Genomic DNA, 19,681 nt, shown 5'->3' with positions numbered 1-19,681 from the left:
TCGCTTGATGACGGCACCCGGGCGGGGCTCAGGCGAGGAGCAGGATGGCGGGAGCGTCTTTGCTGGTGCCGAGCGGGTGGTCGCAGTGGCCGCACGTGTCGCGTACCGGTCGCATCATGTTGGTCTGGATGCTGAACGTTCCAGACTGCCGGGCCTGAGGGCAGTAGTACCCGAGATGCAGGCGGACCCACGGCGTGAGCGACAGTGCGGTGGCCGCATGGTCGCGCTTTGTGTCGTGGAACGGCGCCCACCAGTAGTCGACGACGGCCCGCAGCGCCGTCCGCTCCCGCCCGTCGGTGACGTCGAAGGCGGCGACCCGGGCCGCGGTGGGGTGCTCGGGGTGTTCCTCATGGGCCGAGCACAGAGCCTGCTCCTGCCCGTGCTGGAAGGAGGTCGTGCGCCGGGTGCGTTGGCAGATGAAGCAGTCCAGGCTCAGCTCCAGCCTCATTTGCCAGTGCGGGTTGTGAAAGTCTTCGCCTCGCAGGAGGCCGGTCAGCGGATGGGCAAGCCCAGCCTGACGCAGGTCAGCGTCTGACTCGGCAGCCGCGTACGACCCGCGGCGGGGATGCGCCGGCTCCGCAGTGGCCGCCGTGTGCCGCCTCACCGACCCCCGAGCCGCTATCTGCCTTGCCCGCAATAACCTGAACACCATCGGCCCCCCCGGGGCCGGCTCGAATCGCACGACAACCGCATTCCCGCCATATGAGGGAAGGGACGAGATCCGCATGAGCGCGCCACCTCTGCCCGGGGTGCTCGGTGACATCGCACCGATCCTGAATCACTGGGGTTACTGGGCAGTGGGCGGCCTGATCTTCGTCGAGGACTTCGGCGTCCCCGCCCCGGGCGAGACGATCCTCATCGCCGCGGCGCTGTATGCGGGTGCCGGGCAGCTCAACATCGCCGTCGTCATCGCCATCGGCATCGTCGCCGCCATCCTCGGAGACAACGTCGGCTACCTCATCGGCCGCACCGGGGGGCACGCGCTCGTACAGCGCTACGGCAAGTACGTCTTTCTCACGCCCGAACGGTATGAGAAGACCGAGAATTTCTTCGCCCGCCACGGCGGGAAGGTCGTCGTCATCGCGCGCTTCGTCGAAGGGCTGCGCCAAGCCAACGGCATCATCGCCGGCACCACTGAGATGCCCTGGCCGCGCTTCCTCGCCTTCAACGCGCTCGGGGCGGCGCTGTGGGTCGGGCTGTGGGCGGGCGTCGGTTACGCCGCCGGCGACCACATCACCACGATCTACACCGAGGTCAACCGCTATTCGATCTATCTGCTCATCGCCCTGGGCGTGCTGATTCTCGCGCTCGTGGCCCGTACCGTACTGCGCCGCCGCCGCACCACGGACTAGCTAGTACCCCAGCGTTTCGCTATCTGGCCTGGTCGTGTGTCACGAACGTTGAAGGAGGCGTCGGTGTAGGAGCTTCTGGAAGCGGTGCTGTGCAGGAGATGGAGGTAGGTCCTCCGGGGTCGCCCTGCAGGGGGAGGCTCCAAACCACGTGTGTCACGAACGCAGAGGGGAGTTCAGGTAGGAGAGCTTCGCGATGCGGTGCTGTGCGAGAGATGAGGGACTTGGCCCCTCGGTTCCGTCCTGCGGGGGATGGTGCCAAACCGCCACATGCTGCGTTGGTTGACGACCGTCGTGGTGAGCGATGTGGAAAAGGCGGCGGTAGAGCCGTCAGGTGGGGATCAGGAAGACGAACGCAAGTGAATCGCTGCTGAAGTGTCGTTAGAAAACAGGTGACATCAGAACCGGAGATTTGTGGTTGCTCCGGGATAAGTCTGGCGGGAGTCCCGTCTACTGGCCAGGCGGTGTCCGGCACGGAGGCGACGTGAGCCTGATCTGCGGCTCTCGCATGGAACGTGAGAAGGCATGCCCTGATAGTGCCGCTTGAGTCATGCGGGTGGCGAGAGGGAGCGGCCCAAGCGGAAGAACCGTGAGGGTTTGAGTACCGACGCGGGGTGTGCTGGCGGACCGGCTCGTAGTAGTGAGGAACCCTTTGTAATGAAGGGGGAGCGAAGGGGCCGGGTCATCCGTGACTGATTGTTCGTTCGGTCAACCGGAAGTTCTCCGGGAGGAGCTGGGTGGACCAGTTGAAATCATCGGACAAGCCGTTTGAGATCTCGAAGTGGGAGGTTCAGGAGGCAATGCCACGTAGCGTAAGTTGATCATGCTGTGAGAGTGAGTGCTCGGGCGTTGACGAGGTGGATTGTGGGCGGCGCCGGATGGCGGGTGCCGGTGTCGGCAGGACGCTTGACGCGGTAGCTGTTGTGCCGGGCGCGCTTGACGACACGGGGGTAACTGCGGTGGCGGCGGCGGGGGTTGAGGTTCTTCTTGCGGGTGATGTCGGCGCGGACCCTGGCCAGGACGGCGTCCAGGTCCTCAGGGGGAAATAGCCGCCGGGTCGGCGACGCGGCGGCGGACGATGCGCAGGGCGCGGGTGAATTTGACCCGGTCGGGGTCGATGTCGGCCTCGGTGGCGGCCCGGCAGATCAGGGCGGAGATCGCGTAGTGGGTGAGCAGGTAGCCGTACAGCTCCTGCCGGACGAGGTCCGGGCTCTTGGAACGCAGGATGCGGCCTGGGCCGCGTAGGGCGGTCTTCAGGTCATCGTTGGACTGCTCGTGCTCCCAGCGCTGGTGGTACGCGTGAGCGAGCAGGGGGGCGGGGGCGTTCGTGTGGTCGGTGATCGTGGTGATCAGGCAGATCAGCTCCCGCTCGGCGTCGGTGCCGCGGTCGGGGACCTCGTACTCGACCACGCGCACCACTCGGGCGGCTGCGGGATCGACCTCCCGCCCGGCGCGGGCGTCTTCCAGCAGTCGGCCCCGCGCCGCCGTGTTGAGGCGGGGGGAGTAGACCAGGGAGAGGTAGGAGCCGTCGGGCAGGTCCGCGACCAGCGGGAGGGTGAGCGTGTCGCCGACGCGCCAGAGCAGGTCAGCGCCGGTCCCGGCGGCAGCGCACCACTGCTCGAAGCCGAAAAAGCCCCGGTCGGCCAGCAGCAGCATGTCCTCTTCCAGGCGCTCGAACAGATGGAAGGCCAGGGTCTGCTCGCCGGCGCGCTTGCCGGCGATCGGCCCGATCGCCGCCCCGATCGGGGCGCGGGAGCCGGTCTCGACCAGGGTGAGCACCCGCGCCTTGGGGAAGGCGGAGGGATTGGCGGCGGTCCCGGAACGGCCGAACGCCTCGGCGTTGGATTCGGTGTCGGGCAGGTCCCACTCCATGCCGTCGATGGAGACCAGGCGGCGGGGCCCGAGCCAGGCCCCGCGGGTGAGCTGCTCCGCGACCGGCTCGGTGATGCGGTCGAAGATCTCCGCGAGCGGTTCGGAGCCCAGGCGCTTGCGGGCCTGGGTGATCGCGCTGGTCGTGGGCACCTCCCAGGCCCGGTCCCAGCAGCCCCACCGCTCCAACGGCTCCGAAAGGCGGGTGATGGCCTCTTCGTAGTCGTCGTCCGCGAACAGCGCCAACGCCATCACCAGGTACACCACCACATGCGGCGGGAGCTTCCCGTCCGACCGTCTGGCCTGCCGTCCGAACGCCCGCACCGCGTCGTCGATCACATCACGTGGGACCGAGCCCGCCAGCAGCCCGATCGAGATCCACTCCGGCAACCGCCCGCCTGCACCAGCACCCTGAGTCACGGTCAGCAACCTACCGCCCGGAGTCGAAGGCGGCCCCACGCCCTTGATCAACTTACGCTACGTGGCATTGGTTCAGGAGGCGTACGAGAAGGTCAAGGCGAACAAGGGTGCGGCAGGGGTGGACGGGCGCTCCATCGAGGACTTCGAGAAGGATCTGAAGGGTAATCTCTATCGAATCTGGAATCGTCTGTCTTCGGGGAGTTACTTTCCGCCTCCGGTGAAGGGTGTGGAGATCCCGAAGTCGCATGGTGGTGGGGTTCGTTTGCTCGGTGTGCCCACCGTGGCTGACCGAATCGCTCAAACGGTAGTAGCCCGGCGTCTTGAAGAGAAGGTCGAACCGATCTTCCATCAGGACTCCTACGGCTACCGTCCTGGGCGGTCCGCGTTGGATGCGGTCGCGGCGTGCCGGAAACGCTGTTGGAAGTATGACTGGGTGATCGATCTGGACATCCAGAAATTCTTTGACAGCGTGCCCTGGGACCTTGTCGTCAAAGCGGTTCGGGCCCACACGGATCTCCCCTGGGTAGTTCTGTATGTGCGGCGGTGGCTTGAGGCGCCGTTGCAACTGCCTGACGGGACCTTGCAGCAGCGCGATCGCGGAACCCCGCAGGGTTCTGCGATTTCGCCTGTTTTGGCTAACCTGTTCATGCATTATGCGTTCGACATGTGGATGGCCCGGGAGTATCCGGGCGTACCGTTCGAACGGTACGCAGACGACGGTGTTGTGCACTGTGTCAGCGAGGGTCAGGCCCGGAAACTACGGGAGGCAATCGCGAACAGGATGCGGGAAGTTGGGTTGCGGCTGCATCCCGGCAAGACCAAGATCGTGTACTGCCGGGATGGTAATAAGCGCCGACGTCCGTACGGGCAGACGGAGTTCACCTTCCTGGGGTTCACTTTCCGGGCTCGCAAGGCCATCGACAGGAATGGGGAGAGGTTCACCTCGTTCCTGCCGGCGATCAGCAAGGAATCCTCGAAGAAGATCAGCGGTGAAGTGCGGCAATGGCGGCTTCACCGACAGATCGGCCGGACCTTCGCCGAGCTCGCACGGGCGATCAATCCGATCGTTCGGGGCTGGATGCAGTACTTCGGTGCGTTCTACCGGACGGCGCTGCTTCCCCTCCTGGAGCGCATCAACGCCTACTTGATGCGCTGGATCCGCAAGAAGTTCAAGCGGCTGCGGACCTTCAAGAAGGCCCATGCGTGCTGGCGGCGTATCACCCGTCAGTACCCCAGGCTCTTCGCCCATTGGGCATGGGTTCCCACGTTCTGGTGATCAGGATGACAAGAGCCCGGTGACGGGAGACTGTCACGCCGGGATCTGTGAGGGCCGGGGGGTGAAATTCCCCCCGGCTACTCGACCGCAGGCTGCGTCGGTTAAGTGCCGTTCGTAGTGAGCGCTGCGGGAAAAGGCGCGGCAACGACCGCGTCAGGTATGGGTCAGGAAGGCGAGCGGGAGCGAACCGCTGATGACGTGTCGTAACAGATTTCAGTGGCGTCGAAACCAGGGCGAGACCAGGGCTCTGGGACAAGTCCGGGGGGAGCCTGCTGACTGCCCGGATGGCGTCCGGCATGTAGGCGGCGCGAGCCTGACCCGGGCTCTTGCACGGAACGTGAGAACCTGTCGCCCCGATACTGCTGCCGGCCCGCGGGGCCGGCGGCGAGAGGGAGATCCCCAAGCGGCCGACACCGCAAGGGGCCGAGTACCGATGCGGGGCACGGGGGCAGACCGTCTCGTAGTAGTGAGGAAGCCCGGTAATGCGGGTGGAGCGAAGGGGACGGATCATCCAGGTCTGTTTGGCGGTCAACCGGAGTTCCCGGGAGGAGCCGGATGAGCGGGCCAAAGCCGTTTGAGATCTCGAAGCGTGTGGTCTGGGAGGCGTATCTCAGGGTCAAGGCGAACCCCTCTCTGTCATCCCTGAAGGAGCGGGGTCGGTCAAGTGGCTGTCTTGTCCGTCTTTCTGTCGGTCTTCGACCGGTTGAGGGCAGCGTGAAGCGCCGCACGACGCCAGGGTCGTCCGTGCCAGGAGCAGGGGTGTGAAGTTGTGTGTCTCGCCCCAACGGTGTGGTCACGTGGTGGGCAGGCTCGGCTGCCGGTCATCCCTTCGCGGGCACGCGTCCAGTCGGTGGGCTGGACGGGCCTCTGCATGGGGCGTTTCGCGACGGCCAACGGGATCTGATCAGACTAACGGCCACGCCGCCGCGGCGGGAGCCAGACAGAGAACGATCGCGCGCCGGCCGTGTTCCGGCCTGCTCACGCCGTGGCAGTCTTGGCCAGGCAGCGGACTTCGCCGTCGCGCAGGGCGTAGAAGACCAGGGTGAGCAGCTTGCGGGCCGCGGCGGTCTTGGCGGTGTTGCGGGCGCCGGAGCCGCGGCGTTGGGTGATGCGGTCCTTCAGCCGCCTCATCGGAGTGTCGGCGGAGCATCGCTGGACCGCTTCCACACAGGCCCAGCGCAGCAGCGGCGAGCCCTGTTTGGTGATCGGTCCTCGGTGGATCTTGGTGTCCGAGGCGCGGTGACGCGGGGTCAACCCGGCCCAGGAACACAGCTGTCCGGGACTGGCGAAGCGGGTGACGTCGCCGATCTCGGCGACCATCACGGCGGCGAAGATCGGGCCGACCCCGGGAATCGTCTGCACCGCGCGGTAGCCGGGATCACCGGCGAGTGACTGCGCGGTGAGCTTCTCGATGTCGCTGATCTCTCCGTTGAGGAAGGTGATCAGCCTCATCAGCGAAGCGACCCGCGCCCGGTAGGGGCCGTGCAGCGAGAGCCCTGCCAGCCAGTCGCCGCCGGCCCGGCCGAACAGATCGGTCACCGGCACGTGCAGGCAGACCTTGGCGAGGACCGCGTGGACCTGCGTCTTCGCCGAGGTGCGCGCGTTGACCAGCTTCTGGCGGTAGCGCACCAGCTCCCGTATCTCGCGGACGCGGGGCGGGGCGATCCATGCCTCGGGCAGGCGCCCCATGCGCAGCAGGTCGGCCAGGTCGGCCGCGTCCTTGTCATCGGTCTTGACCCGCCGGTAGGTGAACATCTTGACTCCGAGCGGATGCGCGAGATGGACCTCGGCCCCGGCCTCCGCCAGGGCGTCGGCGGCCCAGTACCAGCCGTAGGTGGCCTCCAGCACCACTTTCGGGTGCGGGCCTGCCTTGGCCATCTCTGCCTTCAGCGCGGCGGGACTGTTGTCGATCCGTACCCGGCCCAGCCGCTGCCCCTCCGGGGTCATGCGCAGCAGCACCGAGCGACGGGCATGCAGGTCCATACCCACGACCTGGGGTCCGCCGTAGGCTTGCTTACGGTCCATCGGGGGCCTCCTGCCTGTGGACGGTTGATTCTTCTCCTGGACCGAGCATCGTCCGCACCCGGCCGGAGCGGGAGGCCCCGCTCCTTCATCGCATCAGCCTTGGGTGAGACGTCCCGCTTCGTCGGGTTAGCCTGAGAGGGCACGACAGGAGAACCACCCCCTCATGACCAGCACCAATCCCGCCGAGTCCGATCCGGCTCCCCGGCCGAGGCGCCGTTCCTTCAGTCCTGAGTACAAGCTGCGGATCGTGGCCGAGTACGACGCCGCGCCCAAGAACGAGAAGGGTGCGATCCTGCGCCGCGAGCGTCTGTACCACTCGCACGTCAAGGAATGGCGGGCCGCGCGGGATGCCGGGGCGCTGGAGAAGCTAGTCGACAAGCGCACCAGCCCGGCGAGGCCGAAGAAGTCCGCCGCCGAGGCGGAGAACGAGAAGCTGCGCCGACAGGTGGAACGGCTGGAGAAGGAACTGGCCCGGAACAAGGCCGCGCTGGAGGTCATGGGAAAAGCTTCCGCGCTCTTGGAAATGATCTCCGAGGGCGCGGACTGAGGGCCGCCGCCGACCCGGTGGTCGACGACGCGTTCGCCGGCATCGAGGGCAAGCTGGGCATCACGGCCGCCTGCCGGCTGACCGGCCGCTCCAGGGCCACCCACTACCGCCGGCTCCGTCCCCCGCCACCGCGCAGGTCCCGCAAGCGGCAGGTCCAGCCCTCGGCCCTGACGGCACAAGAACGGGGTGCGGTACTGGAGCTGATGAACAGCGTCGAGTACGCCGAGCTTCCGCCCGCGCAGATCTGGGCGCGCGAGCTGGATGCCGGGCGCTACCACTGCTCCATCTCCACGATGTACCGAATCCTGCGTGAGAAGGGGCAGTCCGGCGAACGCCGCCGTCAGGCCACCCACCCGGCGAAGACGGTGCCCGAGCTGGTGGCCACCGGGCCCTCGCAGGTGTTCACCTGGGACATCACCAAGGCAGCCGGACCGGCCAAGGGTGTCTGGTATCACGCCTACGTCATCATCGACATCTTCAGCCGCTACATCGTCGGCCATACCGTCGAGGCGGCCGAATCAGCGGCGCGGGCTGAGGAGTTGATCCGCGAGACCATCACCCGCAACGGCATCGTGCCCGAGACCGTGCACGCCGACCGCGGCACGTCGATGACCTCCAAGAAGGTCTCGCAGTTGCTGATCGACCTCGGCGTCACACGGTCGCACTCGCGGCCGAAGACCTCCAACGACAACCCCTACAGCGAAGCCCACTTCAAGACCACGAAGTACATGTCCGACTACCCCGAGCGGTTCGATTCGCTGGCCCATGTCCGCGAGTGGTTCGACGCGTTCATCGCGTACTACAACCATGAGCACCGGCATTCGGGGATCGGCTTTCACACGCCCGCCAGCGTGCACTTCGGCACCGCCGAGGAGGTCCGCGACCAGCGAGCCGTCACCCTCGCCGAGGCATACACGCGCCACCCCGAACGCTTCGGCCGCCGCCCCCGACCACCCCAGATACCCCAGAAGGCGTGGATCAACGACCCGGCCAAGCGCAGGGAACCCGCATCACAAACCTCATAGCGCCACGACCGTCTCACTGGACTTGAAATCTTCCGAACCGGGGAGCGGCCGGGGTCGACGGCGAGTCGATCGAGCAGTTCGAGGCTGACCTGCAGGGCAACCTCTACAAACTGTGGAATCGGATGTCGTCGGGCAGCTACTTCCCGCCGCCGGTGCGGATGGTGGAGATCCCCAAGCCCGGGGGAGCAGGCAAGGTCAGAGTTCTCGGAGTGCCGACAGTCGCGGAGAGAATCGCGCAGACAGCGGCGGCCATGGTCCTGGAACCGGAGGTGGAACCGCTGTTCCATCCGGATTCCTATGGATACCGGCCCCGCCGAAGCGCGCTGGACGCGGTCGCGGCTTGCCGGGAACGGTGCTGGAGGACCGACTGGACGGTCGACATCGACATCCAGGGGTTCTTTGATGCATCGTCACACTGCTCCTTGTGCTGATTGTGGGGGTCAGAACAGGCTGTTCTGAGGGGTCGGGGGCTCGATACGCAGGCCTTTTCTGCGTCCGGTGCGGACGTGGACGGCCTTCAGTTCGCCGTGCTTGACACGCTGCAACAGGGTCTGGCGGGAGACGCCGTAGGCGAGGGTGGCCTCGAGCATGGCGAGCCAGCCGTCGGGGGCGTCCTCGACGAATAGGGCACGGAGTTCGTCGGTGAGGCGGATGCGCCAGGGGGCGCCGGGGGTGTCCTGCTCGCCGGCGATGAAGCCGTCGCCCAGCCAGCGATGCAGGGTGGAGGGCGCGAGACCGAGTCGGTCGGCGGCCTGGGCCACGGTGACCAGCTCTCCTTCCTGCGGCTTGTCGCTCTTGGTGTGGCAGGGGATGCCCCAGTGGTGCCGTAGTGATTGGACTCTACTGGCCGTGTATGACAATCCCCGGGCGGTGCGCCGACCTTGGCGGTTGAGGATCCCGGCGATCTGGGCGTCCGGGTAGTGCACCGCCAGGCGGCGGATGAGGTCGACGGTGTCCTCGTCGGTGCGGATCTTCGGCTGCGGTCGGCGGATCGGCACCACCAGTTTGCTGATCGCGCCGCCTTTCCAGCGCATGACTGCCTCGGCGCGCGGGTCGGAGTCGTCGCGGTGGACGGTGAGGGTGACGTCCTCGAGCAGGGTGCAGCAGCTGCTTGCGGTCCTTGTCGGTGGTGGTCTCGGCGGTCCAGACCGGGTGGAGGTCGTCGGCGAGGGCGAGCACCGTGGCGCGCTCGGCCGCGGTGAGGGCGGTGGGCTGGCGGCGATCGCGGCGGGCGAGCTCGGCCTCGGCGGCGGCCAGGGCCGTGAGCGTCTTCTCCCAGTCGGCCTCCAGGCCGCGGGCGACCAGGCGGTTGTCCGGGTCGACGGCTCGGTAGCGGCGCTCGGCGCGCAAGGCGTCGTAGCGGGCGCGCTCGACCTCGCGCCGGTATTGGGCAAGCGCCGTGTCGTGGTCGGCTTCGAGTTGGTCGGCAGCCTTGAGGCAGGCTTCCAGGGCGGCGGGGGTGAGCGCGGCCAGGAACGCGGCGGCCACCGCGGCGTCGATGGCCTGCCCGCCGACCTGCAGGTGGCGCGTGCCGCGGCCGTCGACCAGCTGTCCGGATCCGGTGCAGTAGTAGCCGGGGGTGGCCTTGGCAGGGCCCTGGTAGAAGACGGCGAGTTTGCGCCCGCAGATGCCGCAGACGGCCAGGCCCTGCAGCAGCGCGCACCCCTCACGGACCGCGCCGGTGCCGGGCTCGTGACGCCGCGGGCGGGTGTTTGCACTGATTTTCTCCTGGTTGGCCAGGTAGTCCTCCCAGGTGATGAAGCCCTCGTGGTGGTCCTCGATCAGGACCTGCCACTGGTCGCGGGGCAGGACGCGGCGGTGGGTGCGCACGGTGCCGTCGGTGTCGAGGCGGCGTTCGAAGCGGGTGCGGCCGTAGACGTAGGCACCGGCGTAGGCGGGGTGGGTGAGCGTGTTGTGCACCGCGTGGTAGGTCGGCTCGACCCAGACGATCTCGGTGCCGTTGACGTACCCGGTCGGCTGCAGCGGCCACTTCAGGCCCTGCTCGCGCAACCACAGCCACACCCCGCGCGCTGAGCCGCAGGCGGCGAAGTGTTCGAAGACCGCGCGGATCACGCCGACCACGGCCTCGTCGGGATGGAAGAGGATCTCGCCATCGGCTTCGCCCCAGACCAGACCGACGGGAAGGCCGCGTCGCAGTTCCCCGCGGGCGGCCTTGTTGCGCACCCCGCCGTCGAGGCGGGCCCGCAGAATGTGCAGCTCAGCTTCGGCCATGGTCCCCTTCATGCCCAGCACGAGGCGGTCGTCGAACCGGCGCGGGTGGTAGACGCCGTCCGCGTCGGCGACCAGCGTGTCGGTCATCGCCGCGAGGTCGAGCAGCCGGTACCAGTCCGCATTATTGCGGGCCAGCCGGCTCACCTCGAGCGCGAGGATGATCCCGACCTGGCCCAGGCCGACCCGGGCGGCCAGCCCGGCGAACCCGGACCGCCCCAGGGCACTGGCGCCGGAGATGCCCTGGTCCTCATCGACGACGCTGACCTGCGCACGGGACCACCCGAGCGCCACCGCACGCTGGCCCAGATCGTACTGGCGGGCCGTGGACTCCCTGTTGCGTTCCAACTGAAGCAGAGTGGACTGGCGCACGTAGACGATCGCCGCTCTTTGCCGATGGGACGCGGTGACTTTACTGTGCTCACTCATCGTCAGCCTCCGTTCGGCGTGCGGCGGTCATCTTGGCGATGAGATGGGCCAGCTGGGTGACGGCCTCTTGCAGCTGGTTCTGCGGCGGGGATACCTGCTCGGGGAGCAGACTGAGTTGGACAGGCTGCACGGTCGTCCTCCTTGCACGGTGACTGCCGTGCAGCCTGCTCCCGCCCAGCGATCGCCCGGGCGAGAAGCGAGGAAACCAGCCCGTGCGCCTCCAACAGCTTGACCGACGAGGCAAGTTGCCTGATGCGATCGTCTCCGGCGCCGGTGGCTTCTTCCCTGTCCTGAGGGAAGTCAGTCCAGGCGGCCGGGATGAGCGACTTGCTCCCGTCCGGCAGGACCAGCAGCAGCTCCAGCCGTCCCCGGCAGTGCATCTGGCCGAGTACCTGAAGGCTGCGGCCCTTGAGCGGGTGGTGGTCCCTGACCACCTGCACGGACCTCACCGCGCACCACCGTCTCGCAAGGGCAGAGCGACCTCCGCACAGCCGCCGGCGCGCAGCACGGCGCGGGCCACCAGTACCACGGTGGGTGCGTCCACGCTGGTCAACACGGTGCCCAGGTCAACGGGGACGCCCTCGACCAGGCTCGCGCACAGCCGCAGCACCTGGCCCTCGCCGGTGGAGCAGGCCAGCCGCCCGCGCTTCAGACAGGCTGCCACCCGCGACCAGTCGACGAACGCCATCGGCGTCCCGTCCGCAGCAGGGACGATCTCGACGAAGTCCGCGATGAAGTCGTCGCGGCGCAGCCACCGTTCCTGGCCAATCAGCAACTCGACGGCCGCCACCGCGCAGTACAACCCCGCGGCCCCAGCGCGCAACGCGGCCGCGAGGTCCTCGATGCGGGTAGTAAGTCCGGGCTTCGTTCGACGAGATCTCGCACTCCGCTCTGATGGATCGGGTGCGTAAGCGCGTCGGAGACAAACGCGTTCTGGCCTTGGTGAAGGCGTTCTTGAAGTCGGGCATCCTCGGCGAGGACCGTGTGCTTCGGGAGACCACCGCCGGGACCCCGCAGGGTTCGATTCTCTCGCCGTTGATGAGCAACGTGGCTCTGTCGGTCCTGGACGAGTACATCGCCCAGTCGCCGGGAGGCCCGGGGTCTACGCCCTGGGCGCGGGCCAAGCGGCGTCGTCAAGGTCACCCCAACTACCGGCTGTCCAGGTACGCGGATGACTGGTGCCTGATGGTCCACGGCACCAAGGACGACGCCGAAGCTCTGCGCGAAGAGATCGCGGAGGTGTTGTCCACGATGGGCCTTCGCCTGTCCGTGGAGAAGACCCTGATCACCCATATCGACGAGGGACTGGATTTCCTCGGGTGGCACATCCAGCGCCACCGCAAACGGGGGTCCAGCCGCTGCTACGTCTACACCTATCCCTCGCGCAAGGCCCTCAAGGCCGCGATGGACAAGGTCAAGGCGATCCGCCGCGGAACGGCCACCGGCCTGCCACTGGACGAACTGCTCATCCAGATCAACAAGATGCTGTTCGGCTGGTGCATGTACTTCCGCCCCGGAGTGTCCAGCGCGACCTTCCAGTACCTGAGCTCGTACACGTGGGGCCAGGTCATGAAGTGGCTGCGCCGCAAGCACCACCGGATCAACCGGAGGGACCTCCGCCGCCGCTACTGCGGCGGGGGGTGGTGGCCAGCAGGGGAGGAACGGACGCTGTTCGATCCCGGCAAGGTACGCACCACGCGTTACCGATACCGAGGATCAGCCATCCCTTCTCCCTGGCCATCCGGATGAGGGCAATCACCAACAACCTGACGGGACTTGTGGAGCGCCCGGTGCCGTGAGAGCGGCACGCCGGGTGCGGGAAGCGGCCCAGAGAAACGGCTCGATCGAAAGACGAGACCGCGCTCTGGGCCGACTTCACCACCGAATGTTCTGCCACATCACCGCGAACTGGCGCGGCCGACCACTGACCAGCTACCAGGTCGTCATCGAAACCATCGCCGCGACGACCACACGCACCGGGCTGACCATCGACGCCGAGCTGGACACCGGCAGCTACCGCCTGGGCACTACGGTGACCGCCGCCGAGTTCCAGGCCCTGCCAATCACGCCCGACGCGTTCCACGGCGACTGGAACTACACCCTGGCGCCAGTCCCGCCCCGAACGCCACAGACGCCGGCGACCGCCCGGCGGATCGACCCCGACCTGACCACGATGCTCAGCAATCCGGCCCTGACCGGCATGCCGCGGTCCGACTTCGAACGCCTGGTGGCAGTCTCCGAGCCGTACTGGGACGCCCTGGCCGAGGCGGCCTTCCAGCGACGCTTCCACCGTCCGCGCAGTTACCTCCACCCAGCAGACCAGCAGCCTGGACCACTACCACCGCCTCCTGGCAGCGCTCTTACGCCGACGCAGGGCGATCACCAGCACCCTCCTGGCCCAGCTACTGGGGGTCGGCCGCACCAACCTGTCCAACCAGTTCCAGGACGGCCACAGACTCCTGGACCTGCACCGAGTCATCGTCACACCGCTGCCTGGATCACCCGCCCGCACCCTGGAACAGATCCAAGCCCGCTTGACTCCCGACGAGGACCATCAGGCAGATCAACTCTGACAGTTATTCAGATACAAGCCCCTGGCCGCACTGAGAACTGTCAGAGCGGGGCCTTCGCCGCCTGGGCTTCCATTGCCGGCCGCGCGATGGTGGACCGGGGGCTGTACCTGCCCAGATCCTGGACGGACGACCGCGAGCGCTGCCGAGCAGCGAAGGTTCCCGACGTGCGCGACTTCGCCACCAGGGCAGAGCCGGCCAAGCGCCTCGTACTGCGTGCCCTGGCCTCCGATCTCGCCGTCGCCTGGGTGGCCGCAGACGCCGCCTTCGGGCAGGAGGCACTCCCATCACTCCTTCTTTCAGATGAAGAACGTCCGCGACGCCCGCCGCGTCGGCATCCCTCGCTCCGTTATCCAGCACAAAGACGTCCTGGTCTGCACCCGGCGCGGGAGGTGTGGCGATTGCGCTCCTTCCTGCCGCTGTTCCACTGTTCCTCGCTGACGCCGAAATCGAGATGGGCGTCACTGTCAGAGGTCTCGGATCTCTTATGACGTCGTCGTACAGCTCCGAGCAGTGCTGGGCCGGTGTTCCTTGCCGATGCCTGACGAGGTTCACCTGGTCACGGAACCGCCAGGCAGTCGGCCCAGAGGGCGGCCAGAGGTGCCGGGATCTGCGGGATGGCGGCACAGCCGCGCGAGTCGCGGGGGAGGCCGTCACTGGCGATGAGGGTCCAGCTGCCGTTGCCGGAGCGGGAGAAGTACTTCATCGCGGCACCGTCGTCCTGACTGGCCACCTGCTCGGCGTAGGTGGCGCCGGCGGTCGGTACGAACATTGCGGCCGCGTAGGTGGTGCCGTCGCAGCTGCCGTAGTAGAAGGTGCCGGTACGGGGCCTGATGTGCACGAGCTGAGGCCGGCTCTGGCGGCCGTACGCGGCTGTCACTTCGGCTTTGGTCGTGGGCGACACGGTGATTGACCGGCAGCCGGAGGTGGACGTCGGGGAGGAGGACGATGAGGCAGGCGAGGAGGGGCCGCGCTTGGTGGTCTGCGAGGGGGCAACAGCCGTGCGGGGGGTTGCCGCGCTGGTCGGGGAGATCGTGGTGACGGATGGCGAGGGAGGCCGGTGTGTGTTCGCCGAACCGCTGGACGAGCAGCCGGTGAGCAGGGTGATACCCGCGATGGAGAGGGCCGCTATGGCGGTGGCGGTACGACGGGTGGCGCTGCGACGTCTCAATGCGAACCTCACTTGTATCGGCTGCGCGCGAGGGCGGCGGCGTCCTTGTCCGCGAGTGTGTCCGCGGCGCTGGACGCCCGGTCCGCGTAGGTGACGCTCCGGGGCCGTCGGGGATCCGGGGCATCGGTTCAGCTATGGAGCAGGTCGGTCAGACGATTTTGTTGGCGGGGCCGGCGGGCAGGTCGGTGACGCGAGTGGCCTCGCCGCGGGCGCTGCCCTTGGTGGTGACGTTGGTGTTCTCCACCAGGACGCTGCTCTCGGGGATGATCAGCGTTCGGTCACGGCTGGAGACGCCATTGACGACCAGTTCGGTTCCGGTGCAGTCGGCGCCGTCCCCAACTTCGTCCTCGGTGTGCGCCGACAGCGCAGCGCTGTATGCCGTTGTGCGCCTTCGCGCCGCGCCCCCTGCGGTGGACCGGCGATTCGCGGCAGGGCCCGCACGGCGCAGCGTCTTCGGCTCGCCGCTGTGGCCGCCCTCGTTGCGACGATGACGGTGACAATGCTTTTCGGCTCAGCCGTGGACTGGGCCTTTCCGCCGTTGGCTGACCACGACATCGGTCTCCCAGCGGGCTTCTTTGTCGGTGTACCTGCCGACGCGGGTGTATTCGCTTGGGTACTCCAACGGGGCGCAGGATGCCTGATGCTGCACTAGGTCCTTGGGCGGTGGGTGTCTTGCGTCTTGCCTGCTTCCGTTTGCTGCTTGGTACGCACCACCTCTCTGGCAGTGCCCGCAAGGAAGCCTGCCGCGAGAAGCCCGGTCACGATCGAACCCTGTCGGATTCCGTCGGCGTCGCGTCCGTCGAGGTACGCAATGTGGCGGACCTGGGTGGGCCGCGCCGGGTTGTAGACGATGGGTATGCGCGTTCCTGGCTTCGCATCGCTTGCTGAGCTGACCGTGACATCGACATCAGTGCGCACGGGGCCGGACGGTGTGCCAAAGCGCACGGTCACGGCGGTCGCCCATCCTTCCTCCGACCGGCTGGTGATCTCGACTACCGTTGCATCGGTCCTGTGGCCCTGGTCCCGGAGATTTGCCAGCATCTGGTACTCCTGAGCAGCCTTCCATCCCATGCCTCCGGCAAGGGTGGCGAATATCAGGAAACCCCCGGCGGCCAATCGGGCTTTGGCCCAGCAGGGGGCCACCAGCCACGATTCCGGACCGAGCCGCAGCAGCCCCGCCACGAGTTGGCCCGGTGCAGGTAGAGCCCAGTCCCGGCGGCGTACCAGCAGCCAGGTGACACCGTTCGCCGCAGCCAGCGCCACCGCCCAGCCGAGAACATAGAGCCACAACGGCCCAAGCGGCCCGAATGCCATCCACACCACGATGGCCACGACGGCCGCCGGCGTCCCCCACCCAATGGGAGAGACGTACTCATCCCGGCCGCCGCTCAGCACGGACTTGCGCTCATCCATCTGCGCCTCCACACCCGTTACGAGGTGAGACTCACCGGCTGCCGCGTTGGTTGCGGTAGAAGTGTTTGTGCAGCCGTATGCCGTCCGAAGCGCCCGTAGGTAGGGGTCCGTGGACGAGCTGTGGACGGGATCTTGGGGCAATGGCACAGGTGAAGCCCGGAAACGGAGGAGGCCTCTGACGCGGGACGGCTCGGTGAGATCATCCGCGCGATCTGCTGGTCAGGGGTGAGGCTTCCCCGTCTGCTTCGAATGCTGCGCGGTTGGTCCTCCTGGTACGGCAACGTACTCCGGTGTTGCCGTCATCAGGTGCCCTCGAATCAGCGGCCTGGAAATGCGACTTCGCCACACCCAAGGCTTGTTACTGGGGTCTGTCACAGATCACGGGGGGCACGGCGGGGGATGCCGCTGTTCCAATCGAGGTAAGGCACGGGCAATGGCGGTTCGCCGCCGTGTTCGCGCCCCGGACCGCCTTGGCTCAGCCCAGCGTGTCCATCAGAGCGGTGACGTAGGTATCCAGCCGCTCCTCCACGGCTCGCGTCGTCAGCTCTGTCCTTCCTGCCTCCCGCCATGGCTGCGCGATCAACTGCACGTCTCCTGAGAACGCCAGCCCGTCCAGCACCTGCCAGTACAGCCGCTCGCTCGCGGCCGCTGCCAGCACCCCGCCGGCCTCCTCATACGCCTCTGCGAACCGCAGACCCCACGCCGTGCCGTGCAGCAGCGCGAGATTGGTGGAGCAGTGCGCGACATCAAGGTCCGCCGGGCCCCAGGAGGTCGCTGCCCAGTCGACGACGCCGGTGATCCAGGGACCTGCCGGGCTTGGGGGCGTCACGTCGAACAGCACGTTGCCGGGGTGGAAATCCCGATGCAGGAATCGCCCTTCATAGGGCGGCGCCGGCTTGCGGATCACGTCGATCGCCGCGGCCCATGCCGCCGCGTCGGCACCCTTCGGAGTCACGACGGTGTCGGCGGTCGTCCACGCCACATACCCTGGGGGCCGCTCGGCGGGTCGCAACGCGTGGATCGCGACGAGTTGACGGGCCAGCAGAGCGACGCGCGTCTCCAATCCCTCATCGTCGAGGACCGTTCGGCCCGCCAGATGTGTCATAAGGAGCGAGGGATACTCGCAATGCGCGGCGGTCGGATCGACCGCGACCAGTCCAGGAGCCGGCACGTCGGTCCCCGTGAGCAGGGTCAGGGCGCCAGACTCCCTGTTCAGCCAGTTCTCGGCGTGCTCCACGTTGACGAAGGTCCGCAGCACCAGGTCGCGGGTGCCTCCGTCTCGCGTGCCGATGGTCAGCCGCCGCATTTCGGCGGTGATGCCGCCGTGCAGCGCCTCGGTTTTGACGACCCGTTCGCCAATGTCCAGATGCTGGCCGACCCAAGCCAGGGTCAACGGTCGGACGGCCCCCGCCTCATCGTGGATTGTCACCGTGCCACCCCACCATCCGGACGGCGGCCCGCGCAAAGCCCTTTTGTCGGAGGCGATATCAGCGCTGTTCCTCGCCTCCCGTCAGGGTCCGGATCACCGCAACTTCGCTGCTCAGGTCACGGAAGTGACTGTCACCTCGATCCCCGCGAAGACCAGCTTCGCCCATTCCCATCCGCAGTCGTGCATGCCCGGCACGTCGACCACGACACCGCGGTTCAGGACGACTGGGTCACGGCCCGGAAGGCTGCTGGCTTCACCGCCGAGTTGCACTTTCATGACCTGCGGCACACGGGCGATACGCTGGCCCCCACCGCCGGGGCCAGCCCTCGAGAGGTCATGGCCCGCATGGGGTACAGCAGTTCACGCGCCGCGCTGATCTACCAGCAGATGACCAGCGACCGTGACCGGGCCATCGCTGATGGTCTCGGCGCCATGATCCGGAGTGGTGGGGGAGCGCCTTCGGACTCCTCCGAGGAGAGCCCCGAGGGCACGTAGTGGCACGCGTGTGGCACGGCGCATGAAATGGCTAAGGGCCGGCCCGGGAGGAAAACCCTCCTGAGCTGGCCCTTCTGGCTGTGCCCCCGGCAGAATTCGAACCGGATTGTGCGCCACCGGCGCGGTGTCGGCCCGCGAGCTCAGGTGAGGGCGGCGACCAGCAGGGTGAAGGCGGCGATGATGACGGCGACGCGGACGTAGTGGAAGCGGTCCCAGCGGTTCATCTGCTCCTTCCAGTCCTCCGGCCGGTTTTCGGGGGTCCACGTCTTGCCCTGGTTGTTGATCGGGACGAGCAGCAGGATCGACATGATCACGCTGACGATCAGCAGCGCGGCGCCGGTGACGACCAGGCCGGTGCCTTCGTGGTGCCAGCCGGCGACGGCCCAGACCGCGCAGAGGACGACCGAGCCGATGTACCAGAACGGCATCACGGCGCCGAGCATCCGGCCGCCGTGGCTTCGGCCGAGCTGGCCGGTGTCGCCGGGGAGGGCGTCGAGGATCCGGTTGATGACGAAGGCGACGGAGAACTCCACCCCCACCATCACGCCGACGACCACGGTGGTGACGACCTCAAGTGCGTTGAGCATGACGACCCCTCCAGATATCTAGCGGTGCTAGCTGTCGAGGCAACGCTAGTACTGCTGCCGCTCTCTTGTCTAGCGATGCTAGGATCGAATCATGTCGGTACAGGAACGCAAGGAGCGAGAGCGGGCGGGCCGCGAGCGCCTCATCGTGGCGACGGCCCGCGAACTCGCCGAGCAGCAGGGCTGGGACGCGGTCACCACACGCCGGCTCGCCGAGCGCATCGAGTACAGCCAACCCGTCCTCTACAGCCACTTCCGCGGCAAGCGCGAGATCATCGGCGCCGTCGCCCTCGAGGGTGCTGCTGAGATGGCCGCGGCGCTGCGGGCCGCGACCGCCGCCGCGGACGGTCCGCGCGCCCGGGTCACCGCCCTCGCCCGCGGCTACCTCGACTTCGCCGAGCGCAACCCGGCAGTCTACGACGCCCTGTTCCAGCTCGACGGCGGCCTGGCGTACGCACAGGAGGACACCCCGGAACCGCTCAAGGATGCCTTCGCCGCCCTGCTGGAGTGCCTCGGCGAGGTCGCCGGGGACGGCGTCCACCCAGGGCTGTTCACCGAGGTGTTCTGGGCGTCCCTGCACGGGATCGCGACCCTGACCCGGGCGGGACGGCTGCCGCCGGAGGACACCGAGCAGAGGGTGGAACTGCTGGTGAACCGCCTCGCCGTGCTCTGACACACCATCCCGACGGGCACGCAACCGGGGACCTCGGGCGCGGCCGCCTGCCTGCGGCATCGCTTCCGGTCACTCGCGCCCACACAGCACAACCGCAGATCGCTGGGCCCCGCACCCCCGACGGGGCGCCTGCCCCGGAAGCTGCGGTGCTCATTGATCACGACCCGATGCGCGCCC

The 19,681-nt window shown here is 67.7% G+C and carries 19 protein-coding genes and 3 pseudogenes; 10 read left to right on the top strand and 12 right to left on the bottom strand.

Annotation, left to right across the window (positions count from 1 at the left end; all coding sequences use genetic code 11):
* Positions 1 to 28 precede the first annotated feature (28 nt).
* Entirely contained in the window at positions 29 to 448 is a 420-nt protein-coding gene (locus ACQEXA_RS02985) for a hypothetical protein (RefSeq protein WP_432937477.1), read from the bottom strand.
* Between the two features lie 277 nt (positions 449 to 725).
* On the opposite strand from ACQEXA_RS02985, the gene ACQEXA_RS02980 reads away from it, so the two are divergent.
* Positions 726 to 1,352: a DedA family protein gene (locus ACQEXA_RS02980; RefSeq protein ID WP_433128481.1), complete on the top strand. Its 627-nt coding sequence runs from the start codon at positions 726 to 728 to the stop codon at positions 1,350 to 1,352.
* A 1,032-nt stretch (positions 1,353 to 2,384) separates the two neighbouring features.
* Here the strand turns inward: ACQEXA_RS02980 and ACQEXA_RS02975 are convergent.
* Positions 2,385 to 3,638, bottom strand: a complete 1,254-nt coding sequence (locus ACQEXA_RS02975) for an IS4 family transposase (RefSeq protein ID WP_433128479.1) — start codon at positions 3,636 to 3,638, stop codon at positions 2,385 to 2,387.
* A 61-nt stretch (positions 3,639 to 3,699) separates the two neighbouring features.
* Between ACQEXA_RS02975 and ltrA the strand changes: the two genes are divergently transcribed.
* Positions 3,700 to 4,914: a group II intron reverse transcriptase/maturase gene (ltrA, locus tag ACQEXA_RS02970; protein ID WP_433128478.1), complete on the top strand. Its 1,215-nt coding sequence runs from the start codon at positions 3,700 to 3,702 to the stop codon at positions 4,912 to 4,914.
* 978 nt (positions 4,915 to 5,892) lie between these two features.
* On the opposite strand, the gene ACQEXA_RS02965 is transcribed toward ltrA, so the two are convergent.
* On the bottom strand, positions 5,893 to 6,939 hold the full coding sequence (locus ACQEXA_RS02965; protein WP_432924671.1) for an IS110 family transposase: 1,047 nt from the start codon (positions 6,937 to 6,939) through the stop codon (positions 5,893 to 5,895).
* A gap of 163 nt (positions 6,940 to 7,102) precedes the next feature.
* On the opposite strand from ACQEXA_RS02965, the gene ACQEXA_RS02960 reads away from it, so the two are divergent.
* The 3 genes from ACQEXA_RS02960 (at position 7,103) to ACQEXA_RS02950 (ending at position 8,942) form a co-directional block, all read left to right on the top strand.
* A complete protein-coding gene (locus tag ACQEXA_RS02960) occupies positions 7,103 to 7,486 on the top strand; it encodes a hypothetical protein (protein WP_433128476.1) in 384 nt (127 codons plus the stop codon).
* 17 nt (positions 7,487 to 7,503) lie between these two features.
* Positions 7,504 to 8,511 (top strand): IS3 family transposase, encoded by a 1,008-nt coding sequence (locus ACQEXA_RS02955; RefSeq protein ID WP_433128475.1) that lies wholly within the window; start codon positions 7,504 to 7,506, stop codon positions 8,509 to 8,511.
* Positions 8,512 to 8,633: 122 nt separating this feature from the next.
* Positions 8,634 to 8,942, top strand: coding sequence for a reverse transcriptase domain-containing protein (locus ACQEXA_RS02950; RefSeq protein WP_433128473.1), 309 nt, complete (start codon positions 8,634 to 8,636; stop codon positions 8,940 to 8,942).
* Positions 8,943 to 8,951: 9 nt separating this feature from the next.
* On the opposite strand, the gene ACQEXA_RS02945 is transcribed toward ACQEXA_RS02950, so the two are convergent.
* The 5 genes and pseudogenes from ACQEXA_RS02945 to ACQEXA_RS02925 all read right to left on the bottom strand — a co-directional run bounded on the left by ACQEXA_RS02945 (position 8,952) and on the right by ACQEXA_RS02925 (position 11,992).
* Positions 8,952 to 9,371 (bottom strand): hypothetical protein, encoded by a 420-nt coding sequence (locus ACQEXA_RS02945; protein WP_433128471.1) that lies wholly within the window; start codon positions 9,369 to 9,371, stop codon positions 8,952 to 8,954.
* On the bottom strand, positions 9,352 to 11,169 hold the full coding sequence (locus ACQEXA_RS02940; protein WP_433128469.1) for a recombinase family protein: 1,818 nt from the start codon (positions 11,167 to 11,169) through the stop codon (positions 9,352 to 9,354). Before ACQEXA_RS02940 ends, ACQEXA_RS02945 begins: the two co-directional genes overlap by 20 nt.
* Complete coding sequence (locus ACQEXA_RS02935) at positions 11,162 to 11,299, bottom strand: hypothetical protein (RefSeq protein ID WP_433134827.1); 138 nt, start codon at positions 11,297 to 11,299, stop codon at positions 11,162 to 11,164. The genes ACQEXA_RS02940 and ACQEXA_RS02935 overlap by 8 nt, the downstream gene beginning before the upstream one ends.
* 163 nt (positions 11,300 to 11,462) lie before the next feature.
* Positions 11,463 to 11,603, bottom strand: a pseudogene (locus tag ACQEXA_RS02930) (DUF5372 family protein); the annotation flags it as partial.
* 11 nt (positions 11,604 to 11,614) lie between these two features.
* Positions 11,615 to 11,992 carry a hypothetical protein gene (locus ACQEXA_RS02925; protein ID WP_359412606.1) on the bottom strand — a complete coding sequence of 126 codons (378 nt, stop codon included), beginning with the start codon at positions 11,990 to 11,992 and terminating at the stop codon, positions 11,615 to 11,617.
* 71 nt (positions 11,993 to 12,063) lie between these two features.
* Between ACQEXA_RS02925 and ACQEXA_RS02920 the strand changes: the two genes are divergently transcribed.
* The 3 genes and pseudogenes from ACQEXA_RS02920 to ACQEXA_RS02910 all read left to right on the top strand — a co-directional run.
* Positions 12,064 to 12,918 carry a group II intron maturase-specific domain-containing protein gene (locus ACQEXA_RS02920; protein WP_433128467.1) on the top strand — a complete coding sequence of 285 codons (855 nt, stop codon included), beginning with the start codon at positions 12,064 to 12,066 and terminating at the stop codon, positions 12,916 to 12,918.
* A 121-nt stretch (positions 12,919 to 13,039) separates the two neighbouring features.
* Positions 13,040 to 13,762, top strand: a pseudogene (locus ACQEXA_RS02915) (ISAzo13-like element transposase-related protein); the annotation flags it as partial.
* 3 nt (positions 13,763 to 13,765) lie between these two features.
* Positions 13,766 to 14,017: pseudogene (locus ACQEXA_RS02910) on the top strand (transposase); the annotation flags it as partial.
* 281 nt (positions 14,018 to 14,298) lie between these two features.
* On the opposite strand, the gene ACQEXA_RS02905 reads toward ACQEXA_RS02910, so the two are convergent.
* The 3 genes from ACQEXA_RS02905 to ACQEXA_RS02895 all read right to left on the bottom strand — a co-directional run bounded on the left by ACQEXA_RS02905 (position 14,299) and on the right by ACQEXA_RS02895 (position 17,752).
* Positions 14,299 to 14,910: a hypothetical protein gene (locus tag ACQEXA_RS02905; protein WP_432937486.1), complete on the bottom strand. Its 612-nt coding sequence runs from the start codon at positions 14,908 to 14,910 to the stop codon at positions 14,299 to 14,301.
* 648 nt (positions 14,911 to 15,558) lie between these two features.
* Positions 15,559 to 16,323, bottom strand: coding sequence for a DUF3592 domain-containing protein (locus ACQEXA_RS02900; RefSeq protein ID WP_432937491.1), 765 nt, complete (start codon positions 16,321 to 16,323; stop codon positions 15,559 to 15,561).
* 475 nt (positions 16,324 to 16,798) lie between these two features.
* Positions 16,799 to 17,752, bottom strand: coding sequence for a phosphotransferase family protein (locus ACQEXA_RS02895; RefSeq protein ID WP_433134432.1), 954 nt, complete (start codon positions 17,750 to 17,752; stop codon positions 16,799 to 16,801).
* 180 nt (positions 17,753 to 17,932) lie between these two features.
* Here ACQEXA_RS02895 and ACQEXA_RS02890 point away from each other — a divergent pair, with 180 nt between their 5' ends.
* Positions 17,933 to 18,247 carry a tyrosine-type recombinase/integrase gene (locus tag ACQEXA_RS02890; RefSeq protein ID WP_432937493.1) on the top strand — a complete coding sequence of 105 codons (315 nt, stop codon included), beginning with the start codon at positions 17,933 to 17,935 and terminating at the stop codon, positions 18,245 to 18,247.
* Between the two features lie 140 nt (positions 18,248 to 18,387).
* Here ACQEXA_RS02890 and ACQEXA_RS02885 read toward each other — a convergent pair whose 3' ends face one another.
* Positions 18,388 to 18,834 carry a DUF1772 domain-containing protein gene (locus ACQEXA_RS02885; RefSeq protein WP_432937496.1) on the bottom strand — a complete coding sequence of 149 codons (447 nt, stop codon included), beginning with the start codon at positions 18,832 to 18,834 and terminating at the stop codon, positions 18,388 to 18,390.
* Positions 18,835 to 18,925: 91 nt separating this feature from the next.
* On the opposite strand from ACQEXA_RS02885, the gene ACQEXA_RS02880 reads away from it, so the two are divergent.
* A complete protein-coding gene (locus tag ACQEXA_RS02880) occupies positions 18,926 to 19,504 on the top strand; it encodes a TetR/AcrR family transcriptional regulator (RefSeq protein WP_432937498.1) in 579 nt (192 codons plus the stop codon).
* The last annotated feature ends 177 nt before the right edge of the window (positions 19,505 to 19,681 follow it).

Origin of the sequence: Streptomyces sp. CA-106110, from assembly GCF_050936285.1 — a bacterium.
In the GTDB taxonomy this organism is placed as follows: domain Bacteria; phylum Actinomycetota; class Actinomycetes; order Streptomycetales; family Streptomycetaceae; genus Streptomyces.
This window is presented reverse-complemented; position numbering and strand designations above follow the sequence as displayed.